This window comes from Nocardia sp. NPDC050712, assembly GCF_040654295.1.
Classification (GTDB): domain Bacteria; phylum Actinomycetota; class Actinomycetes; order Mycobacteriales; family Mycobacteriaceae; genus Nocardia.
In genome coordinates, this window is record NZ_JBFAHT010000003.1 from 364,045 (window position 1) to 382,352 (window position 18,308).

At 68.8% G+C, this 18,308-nt stretch carries 17 protein-coding genes and 1 riboswitch; of the genes, 4 read left to right on the forward strand and 13 right to left on the reverse strand.

The window, feature by feature from the left end:
• A complete protein-coding gene (locus tag AB0H76_RS22155) occupies positions 1–696 on the reverse strand; it encodes a polysaccharide deacetylase family protein (protein WP_357327012.1) in 696 nt (231 codons plus the stop codon).
• A gap of 97 nt (positions 697–793) precedes the next feature.
• A complete protein-coding gene (gene lpdA / locus AB0H76_RS22160) occupies positions 794–2,197 on the reverse strand; it encodes a dihydrolipoyl dehydrogenase (RefSeq protein ID WP_357327015.1) in 1,404 nt (467 codons plus the stop codon).
• Positions 2,198–2,350: 153 nt separating this feature from the next.
• Between lpdA and AB0H76_RS22165 the strand changes: the two genes are divergently transcribed.
• Positions 2,351–3,406 carry an AraC family transcriptional regulator ligand-binding domain-containing protein gene (locus AB0H76_RS22165; RefSeq protein ID WP_357327019.1) on the forward strand — a complete coding sequence of 352 codons (1,056 nt, stop codon included), beginning with the start codon at positions 2,351–2,353 and terminating at the stop codon, positions 3,404–3,406.
• A 120-nt stretch (positions 3,407–3,526) separates the two neighbouring features.
• Positions 3,527–4,567 carry an NADP-dependent oxidoreductase gene (locus AB0H76_RS22170; protein ID WP_357327022.1) on the forward strand — a complete coding sequence of 347 codons (1,041 nt, stop codon included), beginning with the start codon at positions 3,527–3,529 and terminating at the stop codon, positions 4,565–4,567.
• Positions 4,568–4,572: 5 nt separating this feature from the next.
• Here the strand turns inward: AB0H76_RS22170 and AB0H76_RS22175 are convergent, their stop codons facing one another.
• A complete protein-coding gene (locus AB0H76_RS22175; RefSeq protein WP_357327024.1) occupies positions 4,573–5,553 on the reverse strand; it encodes a membrane dipeptidase in 981 nt (326 codons plus the stop codon).
• Positions 5,554–5,724: 171 nt separating this feature from the next.
• Here AB0H76_RS22175 and AB0H76_RS22180 point away from each other — a divergent pair, with 171 nt between their 5' ends.
• Both AB0H76_RS22180 and AB0H76_RS22185 read left to right on the forward strand, forming a co-directional pair.
• A complete protein-coding gene (locus tag AB0H76_RS22180; RefSeq protein ID WP_357327026.1) occupies positions 5,725–6,282 on the forward strand; it encodes a hypothetical protein in 558 nt (185 codons plus the stop codon).
• A gap of 42 nt (positions 6,283–6,324) precedes the next feature.
• Positions 6,325–8,385 (forward strand): prolyl oligopeptidase family serine peptidase, encoded by a 2,061-nt coding sequence (locus AB0H76_RS22185; RefSeq protein WP_357327028.1) that lies wholly within the window; start codon positions 6,325–6,327, stop codon positions 8,383–8,385.
• 9 nt (positions 8,386–8,394) lie between these two features.
• On the opposite strand, the gene AB0H76_RS22190 is transcribed toward AB0H76_RS22185, so the two are convergent.
• The 10 genes from AB0H76_RS22190 to AB0H76_RS22235 all read right to left on the reverse strand — a co-directional run bounded on the left by AB0H76_RS22190 (position 8,395) and on the right by AB0H76_RS22235 (position 17,981).
• Positions 8,395–9,255, reverse strand: a complete 861-nt coding sequence (locus AB0H76_RS22190) for an alpha/beta fold hydrolase (protein WP_357327030.1) — start codon at positions 9,253–9,255, stop codon at positions 8,395–8,397.
• Positions 9,256–9,299: 44 nt separating this feature from the next.
• The gene (locus AB0H76_RS22195) at positions 9,300–9,932 is read right to left on the reverse strand and encodes a TetR/AcrR family transcriptional regulator (RefSeq protein WP_357327032.1); all 633 of its coding nucleotides are present in this window, start codon (positions 9,930–9,932) and stop codon (positions 9,300–9,302) included.
• Between the two features lie 269 nt (positions 9,933–10,201).
• The gene (locus tag AB0H76_RS22200; protein WP_357327034.1) at positions 10,202–10,801 is read right to left on the reverse strand and encodes an alkylhydroperoxidase domain protein; all 600 of its coding nucleotides are present in this window, start codon (positions 10,799–10,801) and stop codon (positions 10,202–10,204) included.
• Positions 10,794–11,252 carry a hypothetical protein gene (locus AB0H76_RS22205; RefSeq protein ID WP_357327036.1) on the reverse strand — a complete coding sequence of 153 codons (459 nt, stop codon included), beginning with the start codon at positions 11,250–11,252 and terminating at the stop codon, positions 10,794–10,796. Before AB0H76_RS22205 ends, AB0H76_RS22200 begins: the two co-directional genes overlap by 8 nt.
• Positions 11,252–12,259, reverse strand: coding sequence for a putative FMN-dependent luciferase-like monooxygenase (locus AB0H76_RS22210; protein WP_357327038.1), 1,008 nt, complete (start codon positions 12,257–12,259; stop codon positions 11,252–11,254). The genes AB0H76_RS22205 and AB0H76_RS22210 overlap by 1 nt, the downstream gene beginning before the upstream one ends.
• Positions 12,256–12,996, reverse strand: a complete 741-nt coding sequence (locus AB0H76_RS22215; protein WP_357327040.1) for an ABC transporter ATP-binding protein — start codon at positions 12,994–12,996, stop codon at positions 12,256–12,258. Before AB0H76_RS22215 ends, AB0H76_RS22210 begins: the two co-directional genes overlap by 4 nt.
• Positions 12,989–13,873 (reverse strand): ATP-binding cassette domain-containing protein, encoded by an 885-nt coding sequence (locus AB0H76_RS22220; protein ID WP_357327042.1) that lies wholly within the window; start codon positions 13,871–13,873, stop codon positions 12,989–12,991. Before AB0H76_RS22220 ends, AB0H76_RS22215 begins: the two co-directional genes overlap by 8 nt.
• Complete coding sequence (locus AB0H76_RS22225; protein ID WP_357327044.1) at positions 13,866–15,716, reverse strand: ABC transporter permease; 1,851 nt, start codon at positions 15,714–15,716, stop codon at positions 13,866–13,868. The genes AB0H76_RS22220 and AB0H76_RS22225 overlap by 8 nt, the downstream gene beginning before the upstream one ends.
• Entirely contained in the window at positions 15,716–16,870 is a 1,155-nt protein-coding gene (locus tag AB0H76_RS22230; protein WP_357327046.1) for an ABC transporter substrate-binding protein, read from the reverse strand. The genes AB0H76_RS22225 and AB0H76_RS22230 overlap by 1 nt, the downstream gene beginning before the upstream one ends.
• A 111-nt stretch (positions 16,871–16,981) precedes the next feature.
• Positions 16,982–17,101: riboswitch (SAM riboswitch) on the reverse strand.
• Positions 17,102–17,261: 160 nt separating this feature from the next.
• Positions 17,262–17,981 carry an HAD-IB family hydrolase gene (locus tag AB0H76_RS22235; protein WP_357327048.1) on the reverse strand — a complete coding sequence of 240 codons (720 nt, stop codon included), beginning with the start codon at positions 17,979–17,981 and terminating at the stop codon, positions 17,262–17,264.
• Positions 17,982–18,308 lie beyond the last annotated feature (327 nt).

Here is an 18,308-nt window from a genome sequence, read left to right on the forward strand (position 1 = left end):
TCAGCCGATCAGCTTCGAGACGGTGACGAATTCGTAGCCCCGAGCGCGTAATTCGGCGACGATGCGCGGGATCGCGGCGAGTGAGTTGCCGCCGTTCATGACGTGCAGCAGCACGATGGACCCGGGCCGCACCTCCGCCAGCGTTTCGGCGACGATCGCGTCGGTGGTAGCGACCTTGCCCGAGTCGGGCTCGACATCCCACATCACCGTGGCGCGGTCGTGGTCGGCCAGATACTTCGGCAGGCCCCACAGCTTCTTGCCGTACGGCGGGCGGAACGTAATCGGGCCCTGGTAACCGGTTTTCGCGATCTCGTCATCAGTGCGCTCGACCTCCGCACGCACCGTGTCCGGCGCCACCAGCACCATCCGCCGGTGCGAATAGGTGTGATTGCCGATCTCGTGCCCGGCCCGGACGATCGCCCGACCGGCCTCCGGCTGCTGCGCCAGATCCCGGCCGTTCAGGTAGAAGGTCGCTTGGATACCCGCCTCCGCGAGGACTCTCAGCACCTCGGGGGTGCGCGCGGTGGGCCCGTCGTCCAGCGTCAGCGCCACCACCTTCGCCTCGGTGTCCACCCGATGCACCAGGCGTCCGGTCAACTGGAAGGTCCGCGAGTTCATCAGGTAGTAGCCGCCGACCGCGAGCAGCACCAGAACGACCAGGGTCAGAGCGCTACCCACGAGCAACTTGCGACGCATCAACCCGTGTATACCAGAGCGGCGCAGAGATTTTCGCGGCCACAACGGCGAACGACCCGGCGGGCAGACTGCCGCGCCGGGTCGTTCGCCGAGCCGATCAGAAGTTGATCATGTGGCCGGCCAGGCCGTGGAACGCTTCCTGGAGGGCTTCGCTCAACGTCGGGTGGGTGTGGACGTTGCGGGTCAGCTCGTTGATCGTGAGATCCCACTTCTGGGCCAGGGTCAGCTCGGGCAGCAGCTCGGAGACGTCGGGGCCGATCAGGTGGCCGCCGAGGAGCTCGCCGTACTTGTTGTCCGCGATCAGCTTCACGAAGCCGGTCGGATCGCCCAGGCCGTGCGCCTTGCCGTTGGCGGTGAACGGGAAGGTGGCGACCTTCACGTCGTAGCCCTCGTCGCGGGCCTGCTGCTCGGTGAGACCGAAGCTGGCGACCTGCGGCTGGCAGAAGGTGGCGCGCGGCATCATGCGGTAGTCACCGAGGGTGACGGTGTCGGCGCCCGCGATGGTCTCGGCGGCCACCACACCCTGCGCCTCCGCGACGTGGGCGAGCTGCAGCTTCGCGGTGACGTCGCCGATGGCGTAGATGTTCGGCACGTTGGTGCGCATGTAGTCGTCGATGGCGATGGCGCCGCGGTCGGTCAGCTCGACGCCGGTCTTCTCCAGGCCGTAGCCCTCGACCCGGGGCGCGAAGCCGACGGCCTGCAGCACCTTGTCGACGGTGACCGTCTCGACGTTGCCGGACTTGTTGTCCTTGATCTGGACGGTGACCTTGGCGCCGTCGTCGTCGATCGACTGCACGGCCGCACCGGTGGAGATGGTGATGCCGAGCTTCTTGTACGCCTTGGTGATCTCCTTGGAGACATCGGCGTCCTCGTTCGGCAGCGCGCGGTCCAGGAACTCCACGATGCGCACGTCGACGCCGTAGTTCTTCAGGACGTAGCCGAACTCCATGCCGATCGCGCCCGCGCCGACGATGAGGATCGAACCGGGCAGGTCCCGGGTCAGGATCTGCTCCTCGTAGGTGACGACATTGTCGCTGAGCTGGGTGCCCGGCAGCAGCTTGGTGATCGTGCCGGCCGCGATGATGGCGTTGTCGAACGTGATCGTCTCGGTGCCGCCCTTGGACAGCTCGACCGCCAGGGTGTTGGCGTCGACGAAGGTGCCCTTGCCGTCGAACTCGTCGATCTTGTTCTTCTTCATCAGGAAGTGCACGCCCTTGACGCGACCGTCCGCGACCTTACGGCTGCGGTCGAACGCGGCGCCGAAGTCGAACTTCGCCTCCCCGCTGATGCCGAAGGTCTTGGCCTCCTTGGTGAAGATATGGGCCAGCTCGGCGTTGCGCAGCAGTGCCTTGGACGGGATGCAGCCCACGTTCAGGCACACGCCACCCCAGTATTTCTGCTCGACAATCGCTGTTCGCAGGCCGAGTTGAGCGGCGCGAATCGCGGCGACATATCCGCCGGGACCAGCGCCGAGAACGACGACATCGTAGTGGGAAGTCACGCCCCCGAGCCTAACTCCGTCGCGGAAGGTTGGCCTACCCGTCCCCCTGCAAATAATCGCACCAACCCGCGCCGACCTGGCCGCCCGCGCCGCCGAACAGTATGAACAAACGCCGGACCTGCGACGGGCACGCGCGATCGATACTGTGGACGGGTGGCACTCGAGGGACCGGCCGGCGGCAAACGGCTAGCGCTGGACCCGACCGGCAGCACCGCCTCCACCCATCTGATCCGGCTGGTCCGCGATGCCGCGCACGCGGCCGGGGCGGCGCCGGAGCGGCTGGCCGCCATCCACGGCACCGACGACGCGACCCTGGCCGGCGAGCTGAACCGGGTCCCGCTGCACTCGCTGATCCAGCTGTGGGAGGCCCTGGCCACCGCCCGCCCGGGCCCCGGCGCCGGTGCCGCGGTAGCCGCGGCCGCACCGCTCGGAACCTTGACGACCTGGGATTATCTGATCACCAACGGCCCGACGCTGGCCGACTCGCTGCGCGCGGCCCAGCCCTATCACCGGCTGGTGACCGCCGCCGCCGAGGGCTTCGACCTGCACCACGACGGCGAACTGACCATCGGCTACCGGACCAGCGCGGGCGATCCGGCCGTGGTGGCCGCGGTCAACGAGTACGTGCTCGCCTACTACCTGCGCCGGGCCCGCGAGGCCACCGGGCGCGCGGTGCGCCCGGCCCGGGTCACCTTCGGGCACAGCGCGCCGCCGGACCACAGCGCTCTCGTCGACGCGTTCGGCACCACCGCGATCGAATTCGACGCACCGGCCGACGCCATCACCTTCACCGCGGCCGACGCCACCGCCCCGCTCCCCCGCGCCGACCCGATGCTGGCCGACCTGCTGCGCAGTCACGCGGACCTGGTGCTTGCCTCCGCGCGCCCGCTGCCCAGCCCGCTGGAGGCCTTCCGGATCGCCTTGGCCGCGGCGATCTCCGCCGGTGATCCCACGCTGGCCACGGTCGCGCGCCGGCTGGCCATGAGCCCGCGCAGCCTGCAACGTCACCTCGCCGACCACGACACCACCTGGCGGCACGAATACGACTCCGTGCGCTACGAACAGGCGAAATCCCTGCTCGGCGCGGGGCATTTGACGACGGCCGCGATCGCGGACCGCCTCGGTTTCACCGACGACCGGGCGCTGCGCAAGGCCATCCGGCGCTGGTCGGGGACCTCCCCGTCGGAGCTGCGCGCCGCCTCGGCGTGAGCGTGGCGCGTTCGGACCGGTGCGCGTCATCCGCGGACCTCGGAATGGGTCCCGCTGCCTCATAACGTCATTCGTGTCGGATCGAACGGTCCGAACGGATCACGAAGAAGAGGCAGTGCGATGCAGACCAACGCCATCCAGACCGCGACCACCACCCTCCCGACCACCTCCCAGGAAATCCAGCTGGCCGCGCGCCCCACCGGCGCGCCGACCGCCGCGAACTTCGCGCTGGTGCGGCGCGACCTGCCCGAACTCGCCGACGGCCAGATCCTGGTCCGCAACACCTGGATGTCGGTCGACCCGTACATGCGCGGCCGGATGGACGACCGCCCGTCCTACATCCCGCCGTTCCAGCTGGACGCGGCGCTGGAGGGTTCGGCGGTGGGCGAGGTGATCGCCTCCCGCGCGGCCGAGATCCCGGTCGGCGCGACGGTGTCGCACTTCGCCGGCTGGCGCGAGTACGCGGTGCTGGACGCGGCCACGGCCACCCCGGTCGATCCGGAACTCGCCGCGCCGCAGCACTACCTGGGCGCGCTCGGCACCACCGGGCTCACCGCGTACGCGGCGCTCACCGATGTCGCGCCGGTCCGGCCCGGCGACACCGTGTTCATCTCCGCGGCGGCCGGCGCGGTCGGCAGCGTGGCCGGACAGATCGCGAAGGCGCTCGGCGCCGGGCGGGTCATCGGGTCCGCGGGCGGACCGGTGAAAACCGCACTGCTGCTGGAGGAATTCGGCTATGACGCCGCCATCGACTACCGCGCCGGCGATCTCGCCGGACAGCTGGCCGCGGCCGCGCCGGCGGGCATCGACGTCTATCTCGACAGCGTCGGCGGCGAACACCTGCGCGTCGCGGTCGACGCCCTGCGCCAGCACGGCCGGGTCGCCCTGGTCGGCGCGATCAGCGGCTACAACGGGGATGCCGGCACGGCCGGGCCGGACCTGTACCGGGCCGCGACCAAGGAGGCGACCCTGCGCGGGATGCTGGTGAACAGCTACTTCCCGATCTTCGGCGAGTACATCGGCAAGGCCGCGGGCTGGCTGGCCGACGGCACCGTACGCACCAGGGAGACCGTCTACGAGGGCCTGGAGCAGGCGCCCGCGGCGTTCCTGGGCGTGCTGTCCGGCGCGAACACCGGCAAGATGCTGGTCCGCCTGGGCTGACCGGCTCAGTCCCGCCAGACCGCTCCGGCCAGGCGGGAGAAGTTGCCGCCGAACACGGCGGCGCGGTCGGACTCGGAGAAACCCCGGTCGGCGAGCACCTCGTCCAGGCCGGGGACTTCCGCGTTTCCGAGCAGGTCCTCCGGCGGAATCCATTGCAGCGGGCCGTATTTCGTATAGTCGGCGGAGAAATTCTGTGGATTCGCCAGGATCTCGGCATTGAAGTCGGCGTGGTCGAACGAATAATCGGACCCGATCCCGATGTGCTCGATGCCCACCAGTTCGGCGCCGTACTCGATATGCCGTGCCATCGCCGAAACCCGCTCGGCACGTTCGGATTCGGCATTGTGCCCCAGGAAGATTCCGACCCCGTTGAGGCCGATGACACCACCGGTCCCGGCACACGCGAGCGCCTGCTCATCGGTGATATTGCGCGGATGTGCCCACAGGGCGGCGAAATTCGAGTGGCTGTAGATCATCGGCGCCGCGGTCAGCTCGGCCATCTCCAGGCCGCTGCGCCGCGAGCAGTGCGAGCCGTCGACGAACATGCCGACCTCGTTGAGGGTGCGCACCACGTCCCGCCCGTAGCGCGTCAGGCCGGTGTCCTCGGTGTCCAGGCAGCCGCAGCCCGCCGCGTTGGCGTGGTTGTAGGTGGTGGCCATCGAGCGAACGCCCAGCTCGTAGAACATCTCGACATTGCCGAGGTTGCCGCCCAGCGGCCCGGAATCCTCCAGATCGAAGGCCAGCGCGATGGCTTCACCGGCGCAGGCCGCGATATCGCCGTGCCGCTGCACCAGCCGGAACCGGCCGTCGTCCAGGGCGTCCTTGCGGAACAGCTCGGCCATCGCCACCGCGTCCGCGGTCGACTGCGGCGCGTACCCGACGTTCACCGACAGGTAGGACCCGACCGGGTACCGCGCCAGTTCGGTGACGCGCGCCGACGGCAGCAGCGGCAGGCAGCAATGTTGTTCCCACACGAAGGGCGGCACTCGGACTCCTGTTCATCGCGGACTACCGTTCCAACGAATATGCCCCGGCCTGGGGTTCCTGGCCCGATTCGAGACGAACCCGCTACCGTTCCGTGCCTAACGGGCTGTCCGATTCGCCCGATCTATCGGGTACCTGATTACCCTGCGAATTCTGATGAAGGCTGGTGCGGCATGCGTCGCATATTCTCCATTTTCGTCGCGCTGTCCGCGCTCGCCACGATGCTGACCCTGGTGGTCACCACGGCGGCCCCGGCCGGTTCGACGCCCTCCTATTGCGGTCTGGTCTGGGGGTCACTGGACAAGTCGAACCAGTACGGCTCCGCCGCCCCGGTGACGAATATCCGATCCGGCCGCAACGACTGCTTCGACCGCCTGGTGTTCGACCTGGCGGGGCCGGTTTCCGGCTACCACGCCCGCTACGTCGACCGGGTGACCATGGACGGTTCCGGCGCCCCGGTTCCGCTGCGCGGCGGCGCCTTCCTGAGCGTGGCCGTCTATGCCCCGGCCTACGACAGCGCGGGCAACACCACCTACAACCCGGCCAACCGCGCCGAGCTGACCGACGTGACCGGTTACGGCACCTTCCGCCAGGTCGCGTGGGCGGGTTCGTTCGAGGGGCAGACCACGGTCGGCCTCGGTGTGCGCGCCCGGCTCCCGTTCCGGGTATTCACCCTGGACGGGCCCGGCGGCGGCTCGCGCGTGGTGCTGGATGTCGCACACTATTGGTGACCCAGTCGGCCATGACACGACATCCAGGTGACAATGTCTCCTATGAGCGATCCTTACCTCTGGCTAGAAGAGGTGACCGACGAGCGGGCGCTGGACTGGGCCCGTGCCCATAACGACGTGGTCGTGGGGCGGTTCGCCGCCTCCGACCGGTTCAGCGAGCTCGAGCGCCGCATCCTGGACATGCTCGACGACGACACCAAGGTGGCCTATCCGGGCCGCCGGGGCCGGTGGCTGTACAACTTCTGGCGCGACGCCGAGCACCCGCGCGGCCTGTGGCGGCGCACCACCTTCGAGGAGTACGCCAAGGAGTCCCCGGCGTGGGACGTGCTCATCGACGTGGACGCGCTGGCCACCGCCGAGGACGAGAACTGGGTGTGGGCCGGCGCGGGCGTGCTGCGCCCGGAGCAGCGGCGCGCGCTGATCAGCCTGTCCCGCGGTGGCGCGGACGCCAAGGTGGTCCGCGAATTCGATATCGAGACACGGCAATTCATCGACCCGGCGGACGGCGGGTTCTACCTGCCCGAGGCGAAGTCGCGGGTCAGCTGGATCGACCTCGACTCGGTCTATGTCGGCACCGACTTCGGCCCGGGCTCGCTCACCGAGTCCGGTTACCCGCGGATCGCCAAGCGCTGGCACCGCGGCACCGAATTGTCCGCCGCCGAAACAGTTTTCGAAGGCGAACCCGGTGACGTCTCGGTGGGCGCCGGCTACGACCGCACCCCCGGATTCGAGCGGCACTACGTCGCGCGGGCGACGGACTTCTTCAACGAGGACGTCTTCCTGCTCGACAAGGACGGCACGCTGCGCCCGCTGGACGTGCCCACCGACGCCAGCGAGTCCTGGTACAAGGACTGGCTGACCATCCGGCTGAAGTCGGCCTGGGAGGTGGGCGGCGTCACGTACCCGGCGGGCGCGCTGCTGGCCATCGATTTCGAGAAGTTCCTCGCCGGCGCACGGGAATTCGAGGTGCTGTTCACCCCGGACGCGCACACCGCCCTGCACGGCTACGGCTGGACCGAGAACCATCTGATCCTGGTCACCCTCGAGGACGTGCAGACCAAGCTCTACGTCCTGACCCCGCCGGGGCCCGGCGACCGCGCCGTCGACACCTGGGCCCGCCGCCCGCTCGCCGATGCCCCGCCGATGTCGACCACCGGGGTCACGAACCTGGATCCGCTCGAGGGCGGCGACGAGTTCATGCTGATGACAAGCGGTTTCACCACCCCGACGACGCTGCTGGCCAGCTCGGTCGGCGGCGAGACCACGCAGCTGAAGCAGGAAGCCGGCTACTTCGACGCCACGGGCATCGAGACCGAGCAGTTCTTCGCCCGCTCCGACGACGGCACCATGGTCCCCTACTTCGTGCTGCGGCATCGCGACCGCAAGGGCCGTCCCGGCCCCACGGTGATGTCCGGGTACGGCGGCTTCGAGGTCTCGCGGACGCCCGCCTACAGCGGCGTGTCCGGCATGGGCTGGCTGGAGCGCGGCGGCACCTGGGTGATGACCAACATCCGCGGCGGCGGCGAGTACGGCCCCGAGTGGCACACCCAGGTCCAGAAGGCCAACCGGCACAAGGCCTTCGAGGACTTCGCCGCGATCGCCCGGGATCTCGTCGCGCGCGGCATCACCACCCCCGAGCAGCTCGGCGCGGTGGGCGGCAGCAACGGCGGCCTGCTCATGGGCGTGATGCTGACGCGGTACCCGGAGCTGTTCGGCGCCATCGTGTGCCAGGTGCCGCTGCTGGACATGCGGCGCTACCACCTGCTGCTGGCGGGCGCGTCCTGGGTCGCCGAGTACGGCGACCCGGACAAGCCCGAGGAGTGGGAGTACATCAGCAAGTACTCGCCGTACCAGAACGTGCGAGCCGACGCGCAGTACCCGCCGATCCTGCTCACCACCTCCACCCGCGACGACCGCGTGCATCCGGGCCATGCCCGCAAGATGGCGGCGCTGCTGGCCGAGCAGGGCCACACCTTCTGGTACCACGAGAACATCGAGGGCGGCCACGGCGGCGCGGCCGACAACAAGCAGTCGGCCTTCCAGGCCGCGCTGATCTACGAGTTCTTCATCCAGATGTTGTTCGAGGACAACAAGACTCGCTAGACCACCGGACTACCGGTCCCGCAGCCACTTCTCGAGCCGATCGAGAGTGCTTGCGGGATCGGTGATCCAGCCGTTGTGCCCCAGTTTCTCCGGCTGATGCCATTCGGTCACCTCGGCTTTCGGCATCTTCGACAGCAGATGCTCGGCGGAGCCGGGCGGGGTCAGGTCGTCGCCGCCCATGGTGATGGACAAGACCGGCAGCCGCAGCCGCCCGATCCGCTCCTCGTAGTCGATATCGGCGGCGACGGGCCGGAACCGCCCGGTGCGGGCCAGCCGGGCCCAGTCCGCGATCAGCACCTTGGACTGACGGCCGAAGCCGCCCACCGTGATTCGGTCACCGGGCCAGAACCCGGTCAGATTGGCGGTCAGCGTGGCCGCGGCCGTGCCGACGAGCATGCCCGGCCCGAAGGCGCCCGGATAGGCGCGGTGGTACGGCGTCCCGGAGGCGACCAGGATGAGCCCGCCCAGCCGCCCGCGGATGCGCGAGGCGTACAGGACGGCGAACTGGCCGCCCATGCTGTGCCCGAGCAGGTACGGCGTGCTGGAGGGGAATCGGTTCCGCACCACCTCGAGCATGGCGGGAAAATCCACCGAGACGAGTTCGTGGTAGCCGTAGGTGCTCGACGCGCTGGGTTTGGGCCGGCTGTCACCGTTGCCGCGAATCTCGCCGATCGCGACATCGAAGCCGCGATCGGCCAGCCGCTCCGCGAAGTACTCGTAATACCCACCGGGAACACCCAATCCGGGTACGAGCACCACCACCGGCCGCGGTGCGTCCGGTGTCACCGGATGCTTGTGCGCACCGGTGGCGGGGAACAGCCGCACGGGGATCGTGCTGCCGTCCGGAACCTGAATGGGAACCGTCTCCATACCGGGCCACGTTACCGCCCGGTAGCGCCGGCCCGGCGCCGACATTAGGCCCCGACGGCGCCCATGATCACCCGGCTGAGCACCCGGATCACATCGTCGAGCGGCGGCCGCGGGTCGGCTCCGCTCCACGAATCGACCACGTAGTTGACCGCGCCGATGATGGCCAGCACGCGCATTTCGTAGTCGCCCGTCGGGATCTCGCCGTGCATGGCGGCGTCCTCGGCGGCGCTGGCGAGCAGCGAACCCCAGACGCGGCGCAGCTCCAACCGGAACTTCTCCACCTTGGGGCCGGCGCCGACCACCTCGACCAGCGCCACGCGCGCCTTGCGCGGATCGGCGCCGATGGCCTCGACGTAGGCCCGGACGGCCGCGTCGATGATCTCCAGCGCGCTCGACTCGGCCTTCTTGTCCAGCGCGGCGGTGACCGCCTCGCGGGACTCCCGATCGATCTGCTCGTAGAGCTCGAGTAGGAGGGATTCGCGGCCGGTGAACTCCTCGTAGAACTGGCGCGAGGAGAGCCCGGCGTCTTTACAGATAGCGCCCACCGAACTATTGGCGTAGCCGTCGCGTGCGAAGACCGTGAGGCCCGACTCCAGAAAACGCGCACGCCGCTGACGTTGCCGGTCCTCTACGGGTTGCCCGGCATACATTCGTCCCGTATTCGCATCCTGTGACATTGGGGCAGACAATACCGAAGGCCCCGATCCCCTCGTCATGGATCGGGGCCTTCGTTTCAACCTCCGGCTGACCGCGCGTTAGCCGGAAGTTGGCGGGAAAACACCTGCCATACAACGACTCCGATCTTACGGCCGCCACTCCGCTGTCACTGGCTGTTTGCCGAATCGGACGATACCGAGCGGCCGACGGCTCTTGGGCAATTTTGGAGGGAAATCGTAGAACTTTTTTTGGACGGACCGGTTCCCCCGATACGCGAAGTTTGCCGGGCTCATGCCCCGGCCGGAACCTCCGGCTCGCCGAGGCTGAGCATGAGCCGGTTGGCCCAGGAGAACGAGGCGGTCGAGAGCACCAGATCGTGCAGTTCGGTGTCGCTGAAACCGAGCGCCCGCAACCGGTCCAGGTGCGCGGCTTCGGCGCGCGGCGGCTGCGCCGCCAGCGCGGCGGTGAAATCGATGATGGCGTCCCAGCGTTCGTCGATCCGCACGCCCGTGCCCTCGTCCAGCAGCCGCTGCACGTCCGGCTCGCGCTTGGACAGTTGCGAGGTGAAGCGGGAGTGCACCGAGGCGCAGTACTCGCAGCCGTTGTGGCGCGAGGTGACAGTGGCCGCCAATTCCCTTTCGGCCCTGGTCAATCCGTCCCGGCTGTAGAAGATGTCCTGATCGTTGGCGCTGCGGTGCGCCAGGACGGCCGCGTTGCGGGCCAGCAGGCGGAAGTACGGGCTCGCGCCGCGCTGCCCCGCCAGCAGCGGCAGTTGTTCGGCGTCGGCCTCGGCCAACTCGATCGGCTCGACCCACGGCACCCAGTCCAGGTGCTGCTGGGTGAATCCCGTTGGCCGCCGGTCGGCTTCGACGTCGCGCACTTCACTCATGGGTGGCTCCGATCAGGGTCAGGCCGGCCAGCAGCCGGATCTGATAGTTCACGAAACCGGCGAGCTGGGCGACCGTGACGATCTCCAGCTCGGTCAGTCCCGCCGCGTGCAGTTCGGCGATGTGCGCCCGGGCGCTCGTCGCGGGCGCGAGGGTCAGCCGGGTGACGTGGGTCAGCGCGGCGGCGAGTTTCGGGTCCGCGGCGTCGCCCGGCGCGGCCGTAGCGGCATAGTGCGCCGCAAGGGCTTTCGCGCCCGCCAGGTCCGCGATGTGGGCCGCGACCGCGGCCAGCCGTTCCGGGCCGAAGGCGAGGCCGCCAGGGCCCTGGAAGAGCGCGTCGTGCACACCCTGGGTGTGCGCCACGACCGCGGGCCGGCTCTGCCGGACGGCGCGCACGGTCTCGGCGAGTTCGCCGCCGAGCGCGGCATCGATGACGTCTGTCAACGGGGTCACTACCTTTCGCTGGGATGCCACCCGAGGTGCGGCGCGACCTTGGTGGCGATCAGTTCGATGGACCGCAGGGCGGCCCGCTGGTCCGGATCGATCGGATGGATCTGGACGATGAGGTGTTCGGCGGCTCCGGCCGCGGTGTCCGCGGCCAGCGACTCGGCCACGTCGTCAGGGGTGCCGACGTAGGAGTCGCGCAGCACCTCCGGCACCGTGCTCGCGAGCTCGGTCACGCCCGCGCTCCGCAGATGCTCCAGGAACCGCAGTGCGCCGTGCTCGGCCAGCCGGGCCGCGGCGTCCCGGTCGTCGGCCACGAAGACGCTGCGGGAGGCTCCGATTCGCGGCTCCACGTCGCGCGGCAGGGCATCGAGGTAGGCATCGATCAGCGGCCGCTGGATCTCGGCGAGCGTGGCTTCCGGCGCGGCGGGATCCCGAGGTTGGGTGCGCGACAACAGCAATCCCGCACCGGACTGCCCCGCGCGCTCGGCGCCCGCCACGGAAAATGTTGCCTGCCAGGTACGTCGCGCCAGCGCACCGGCGGCCGGATGCAGGCGCCGGCCGGGAACAAGTTCCGAACCACCGAGCGCCGCGGTGATGCGGGCCAGGTTGCGGGCGTAGACGGCCTGCCGCTGTTCACCCGGCACGTCGAACAGTTCGAACGAGCTCTTGGAACCGCCGCTGCCGAAACCCAATTCGAGGCGGCCCCCGGACAGGGTGTCCAGGACCGCGGCGTCCTCGGCCACCCGGATCGGGTCCTCCAGGCCGAGCGTGACGATCGCGGTGCCCAGCCGGATCCGGGTGGCGCGGGCGGCGGCGTGCGCGAGAAACACGAACGGGGACGGCAGTCCGCCCTCCGCCGGATCGACGTGATGCTGTGCCACCCACGCCGTGTCGTAGCCGAGCCGCTCGGCGTGCTCGATCTGCTCGAGCGCGTCGCGGTAGACCTGCGCCGCCGGCTGCCGCTCGTGCGAGCGCACCAGCCGGGTGAACAGGCCGAGCCGTTTGCCGGTCATGCGGTCACCTTTCCCAGGTACGCGTCGCGCACCGCCGGATTGTCGAGTAGTTCCGCGGCCGTGCCGCGCAGCACGATCTCCCCGCCGCGCAGCACATTTCCGCTGTGCGCGATGGACAGCGCCAGCTCGGCCTGCTGCTCCACGATCAGGATCGCGAGCCCCAATTCCTCGTTGAGCCGAGCGATTTCGTCCAGCACCCGGTCGACGAACAGCGGCGAGAGCCCCATCGTCGGCTCGTCCATGCAGATCAGGCGGGGCTTGCTCATCAGCGCCCGCGCGAAGGCGAGCATCTGCTGTTCCCCGCCGGACAGCGTCCCGGCCTGCTGCGCGCGGCGTTCGTACAGGCGTGGAAAGTGCTCGTAGAGTTCGGCCGCCCGTTCGGCCAGGACCGAGCGGCGCTCCTTGCGGATGAAGCCGCCGACGTAGAGGTTCTCCGCCACCGTCATCTCCGGGAACACCCGGCGCGCTTCGGGCACCGAGGCCAGCCCGGCCGAAATGCGCGCGGCGGGCGGTCTATTGGAGACATCGACGCCGTCGATCCGGACGGACCCCGAACTCGGCCGCAGCAGCCCGAGCGCGGTCTTCATGGTGGTCGACTTGCCCGAGGCGTTGCCGCCGAGCAGGGACACGATCTCCCCCGGATGCACCCGCAGCGAGACCCGGTCCAACGCGCGCGACGGGCCGTAGTGCACCGTGACCTCGTCGAATTCCAGGATGGGAGTGTATTTTTCAGACACTGGTCGTTACCTCACGTTCCGGAGCCGCGGTCCGGGCCCGGACCCGCCGCCGGCCCAGGTACGCCTCGATCACCCGCTCGTCGTTCTGCACCTGCTCCGGCGTGCCCTCGGCGATGATCCGGCCCTCGTCCAGCACGATCACCCGATCGGAGAGGGTGTTCACCAGTTCCAGCTTGTGCTCGACCAGCACGATGGTCTGCCCCTGCGCCTTCAGCTCGGCCAATTGCCTGCCGACCTCGGCGGTTTCGGTCTGGTTCATGCCCGCCGCGGGCTCGTCGAGCAGCAGCAGTTTCGGCTGTAGCGCCAGCGCCCGGGCGATCTCGGTGCGCCGCCGGTTGGCGTAGGACAGCGTGTAGGCGTTGTGCTCCGCGCGCGGCACCAGCCGCTCCGGGAACCGCGCCAGTTGCTCGTCGACCAGTTCGACGGTCCGGCGGCGCTCGGCCCGCACCGCCGGAGTGGGCGCCAGCGCCAGCACGAGTTCGGCCAGCAGCGGCACCCAGCGCAGCACCGGAACACGAGCGAGCCGGCGCAGCGGGCGGGCGGCCCGCAGCGTGGTGTGCAGGCCGACCTCCGCGTTCTCCCGGACCGTCAGATTGCCGAAGACCCGGCCGTTCTGGAAGGTCCGGGCGATACCCGCCGCGGCGGCCAGCTCCGGGCTGCCCGGCCGCAGCGGTGCGCCGTGCACCAGCACCTGCCCGCCGTCGGGCCGCAGCAGCCCGGAGATCAGATTCACGGTGGTGGTCTTGCCGGAGCCGTTCGGCCCGATGATGGACACGAATTCGCCCGGCGCGACGATCAGATCCAGACCCGCCACGGCATGCACGCCGCCGAAGGATTTGCGCAGACCGGTCACCGCGAGCACCGCGGGCTCAGACACGGACGACGCTGGGCTTGTCGACGACACGTTCCCTCCTCACCAGAATTCCTTGCGGCCGGAACCGGATGATCAGCAGCAGCGTCACGCCGTACAGCAGGATGCGCGCCTCGGGCGCCAGCCGCAGCGCCTCCGGCACGCCGATCAGCACCACCGCGCCCAGCACCGCGCCATAGGGCGAGCCGGTACCGCCGAGCACCAGGATGGTGACGATCAGGAGCGACATCGGCAGGTTGAACACCGTCGGGTCGATGTAGCTGTACTGGTGCGCCAGCAGCGCACCGGCGATACCGGAGAACACCGCGCTGATCGCGAAAGCCAGTGCCTTGTAGTCGCGCACCGGCACCCCCGAGGAGCGCGCCGCGACCTCGTCGGCGCCGATGGCGCGCAGCGCGGTACCCAGCCGGGAACGCTGGATACCGACGATCACCGCGAGCGCGATGGCCAGGAACACCAGATCCAGCAGGAAAACTTCGGCGGCGTCGGTGAATTCATGCCCGAACAGGGTCGGCACGGGGATACCGAAGATGCCGTAGCTGCCCCGGGTCAGCGATTCCCAGTTGCGGATCACCGCCACCGTCACGATGCCGATGCCGAGCGTGGCGATCGCCACGTAGTGCCCGTTCAGGTTCCACAGCGGCGCGGCGAGCACCGAGGACACCACCGCCGCCACCACGCCCGCGGCCAGTACCGCCGCCAGGAACGGCCAGCCGTGGTTCAACGTCAGGATCGCCGAGGTGTACGCGCCGATCGCGATCGGACCGGCCTGCCCGATCACCAGCTGCCCCGCCGAACCCGCCACCAGCGTCATCGACACCGCGATGATCGCGTAGGCGAGTATCTGGGTGCCGACCACCAGGGCGTAGTTGTTGGCAACCAGCGGCACCGCGATGCCCGCCACCGCGAACGCCGATACCGCGTGCCACCAGCGGATCCGCAGCTGCCGACCGGCGCCGAGGAAGGTGCCGGTGAGCGGTTCGGCGGTGATCGCGGGCACCTTGGCCAGCAGCCCGCCGGGCCGCAGGATCAGGAACCCGACCAGCACGCCGAAGGTGATGAGATCGCGGTAGCCGTCGCCGAAGACGTAGATCCCGAAGGCCTCGACCACACCGAGCGCGAACCCGCCGATCACCGCGCCCGGGATGGACCCGAGCCCGCCGATGGTCGCGGCCACGAAACCGGTGAGCCCGACCAGGCTGCCACTCGTCGGCGAGATGTTCGAGTTGTACAGGCCGACAAAGATTCCGGCCAGACCGCCGAGACCCGAGGCGATCGCGAAGGCCAGCACCTGGATCCGGGCCACCCCGATCCCCATCTGCTCGGCGGCGTCCGGATCCTGGGCGGTCGCGCGGATCGCCAGGCCGTAGCGGCTGAACCGCAGGAAGCCCGCCAGCCCGGCCATCACCGCGAGGGTGATCGCGAACATCACCACGTCCGAGGTGCCGAAGCGGACGCCACCCAGCTGAAAATTGTTGGTGGGCAGCACCTGCGGGAACGGCCGGGTCTCCGGGCCGAAGACGATCTGCACCAGGTTCTCGATGATCAGGCCCGCCGCCACCGTCGCGAGCAACGCCGCGATCGCGGGCGCCTTCCGCAGCGGGTGGACGGCGAGCACGTCGATCGCGATGCCGACCAGGGCGGTCACCCCGACCACCAGGATGATGGTCAGCCACAGCGGCACCCCCTGCTGCGCGATGAGCCACCAGCCCAGGATCGACCCGAACGCGAACACCGCGCCGTGCGCGAAGTTGATCACGTTCGTGACGCCGAAGATCAGGGTGATGCCCACCGCGAGCAGGGCGTACGCGTTACCGTGCACCAGCCCCGCGATAAGGGTGTCGAACATCAGCGATTACCGGTCGGGACGAACTTGCCCTCGCGCAGGATCAGCTCGATCGGCTTCACGTTGAGCGGGCGGCGGGTCTTCTGATCGAAACTGAAGGTGCCCAGGCCGATTCCGGTGAACTGGGTATCGCTCTTCAGCGCCTTCAGCACACCCTCGCGGGTCGCGCCGCCTTCCTTGGCGGCCTTGACCAGCACGTGCAGGGCGTCGTAGGCGTAGACGTTGAAGTCGCCCGGGTCGACGTTGAACTTGGCCTTGAAGGCCTTGACGAAGGCCTGCACCTTCGGATCCGGATCGGCCGGGGTGAAGACGCCGTTGACGATGTCACCCTCGGCGGCGGCACCGGCCAGGGAGATGAACTGCGGGGTGTTCTGGCCGCCGAAGAACTGGCCGGTGAAGCCCACGTCGCGCAGCTGCTTGACCACCAGCGCGCCGTCCGGGCCGTAGCCCAGGTGCACGAACGCCTCCGGGTTGGCCTCGCGGCCCTTGATCAGGATCGGCTTGACATCGGTGGAATCCGGCAGCACCGGGGAGGAATAGGCGATCTCGATGCCCTTCTCCTTGGCGAACTTCTCGAAGAACTGGAAAGCCTGCTTGCCCCAGTCGGTTTCGAGGTAGACCACCGACACCTTCTTGGCGCGCTTGCTGATCCACTCCGCGTTGCGCTCCTGGAAGACGTCCAGGGTGATGGACGGGCTCCACGAGTAGTCGCCGGCCTTGGTGAAGTCCACGGCGGAATTGGTGAAGCCGTACTGCACCAGCTTGCCGCGGTTGTAGATCGGCGAGGCCGCGATCGAGGCGGGCGAGGAGAAGTCGCCCAGTTCCGCGATGATCGACTTGTCGTCGACGAACTTGGTGGCGATCGGGACGGTCTGCTTGGGATCGGACTGCGAGTCCTCCCACTTCAATTCGACCTTGCGGCCGTTGATCCCGCCCGCCGCGTTGATCTCCTCCAGGGCCAGGTCGAAGCCCTGCTGCCAGAGCCGGCCGTACTCGGCCGAGGGGCCGGTCTTCGGGCCGGAGACGCCGAAGTAGACCGGGCCGCTGGTGCCGGCACCCTGATCGTCACCGCACGCCGTCGCCGAACCCAGTGCGGCGGCGGCTATTACGACACCCGCGAAAACGCGACGGCGCGACCCGGACAAGAAACTTCTCATTGGTGTGTATTCCTTACATAGCGAAGCTCACCGCACATTCCCGACGACGCGAGGAATGCACGGTGCAGGGATGCGGGCATGGAAATGCCCGGGAATTGTGGGAGTTCTCCGTTTCAGCGCTTGCGCTATTCGCCGTGAATAGTCGCCTGGTCGTCACCCGGGGCACCCCACCGCTGGTGCGAGGGTTGCCGATCAGCGAGCCGGGGCTCATCACTGCTGATACTCGTGACCGTTGAGCAGATCGTAACCCCGCCTCCGGACGGCTCCATCCGTTTGGCTCAGCTCGAGTAGAAAAGGGGGCCAGCAGTCGCATCGTGCGGCAAATCATTGCCCGCCTGCGGAACTGAGAATTCCTACTGCGAAGGGGATTTCATGGCCACCCGTAGCCGTTTCACCATACCGCCGCCGCCTGATCGGCCGGATCCGCCGCGACACCGGTGGCATCGCCGACCCGGTCACCCAGGTGCAACCAGTCCCCGCCCTGCGCGGCGACCCGCGACAGCACCGGATCGGCGCCACGGTAGGCGCGGTGCGTGACCAGTTCCAGGAACGGCAGATCGCTGGCGTGATTGCCGTAGCCGTAGCTGTCCCGCACCGAAATGCCGGATTCACGCAGGTAGTCCAGGACCGCGGCGCCCTTCGCCGTCCCGACCAGCGGGCGTTCCACCGCCCCGGTGAGCAGGCCGCGCCGATCCACGACCGGCGTGGTGGCGATGATCCGGTCCGCGCCCAGAACCGCGGCCACCGGCGTGATCGCCGGCGCGAACGAACCCGAGAGCAGCACGATGCGATCATCCGAATCCTGATGCGCACGCAGTGCTTCCACCACATCGACGTAGAACGCCGTACCGCCGGCGCTGAATTCGGCGAACCAGCGCTGCCCCGCTTGGTACAGCTCGGCCTGGGTCACGCCGCGGTAGGCGCGGTAGTACTGCCGGTTGATCTCCTCGCGAGCTTCACCCTCCGCCGCCCGCTGTTTGATGTCGCCGGTGATCTCCGCGTATTTCGCTCCGTCGTCGCCATTTTCGGCGAGCCAGAAGCGCAGGAACGAGAACGTGCTCTTCACCGTGATGAGAGTTTCGTCCACATCGAAGAACGCCACCCCCGTCATGCCGCCGCCCCCGGGATGAGCACAGCACGCCGGGTCGCCGGCAGTGCGAACAGAAACTGATACTTCGGTTCGGTGGCTAACGACATGAATCCTCCTGCGTAACGGGAACAGACGCTTATGGCGGCAGGGTTGCCGCCCGGCAAGCCGGGGCTATGTGCTGGAACTCATGACCGTCAAGCGAAAGGTATGTGCCACACCGTTTTTGAACAACGATTTCGACCAGGCTGGACAAAAATATGAATTCGGCCGGGTCGCCGACGCCCTGACTTTCGCCGCCAACTCCGGCGCGTCGCGTGGGGTCGCGGTGGCGGGTCGGGCGCGCGTGAC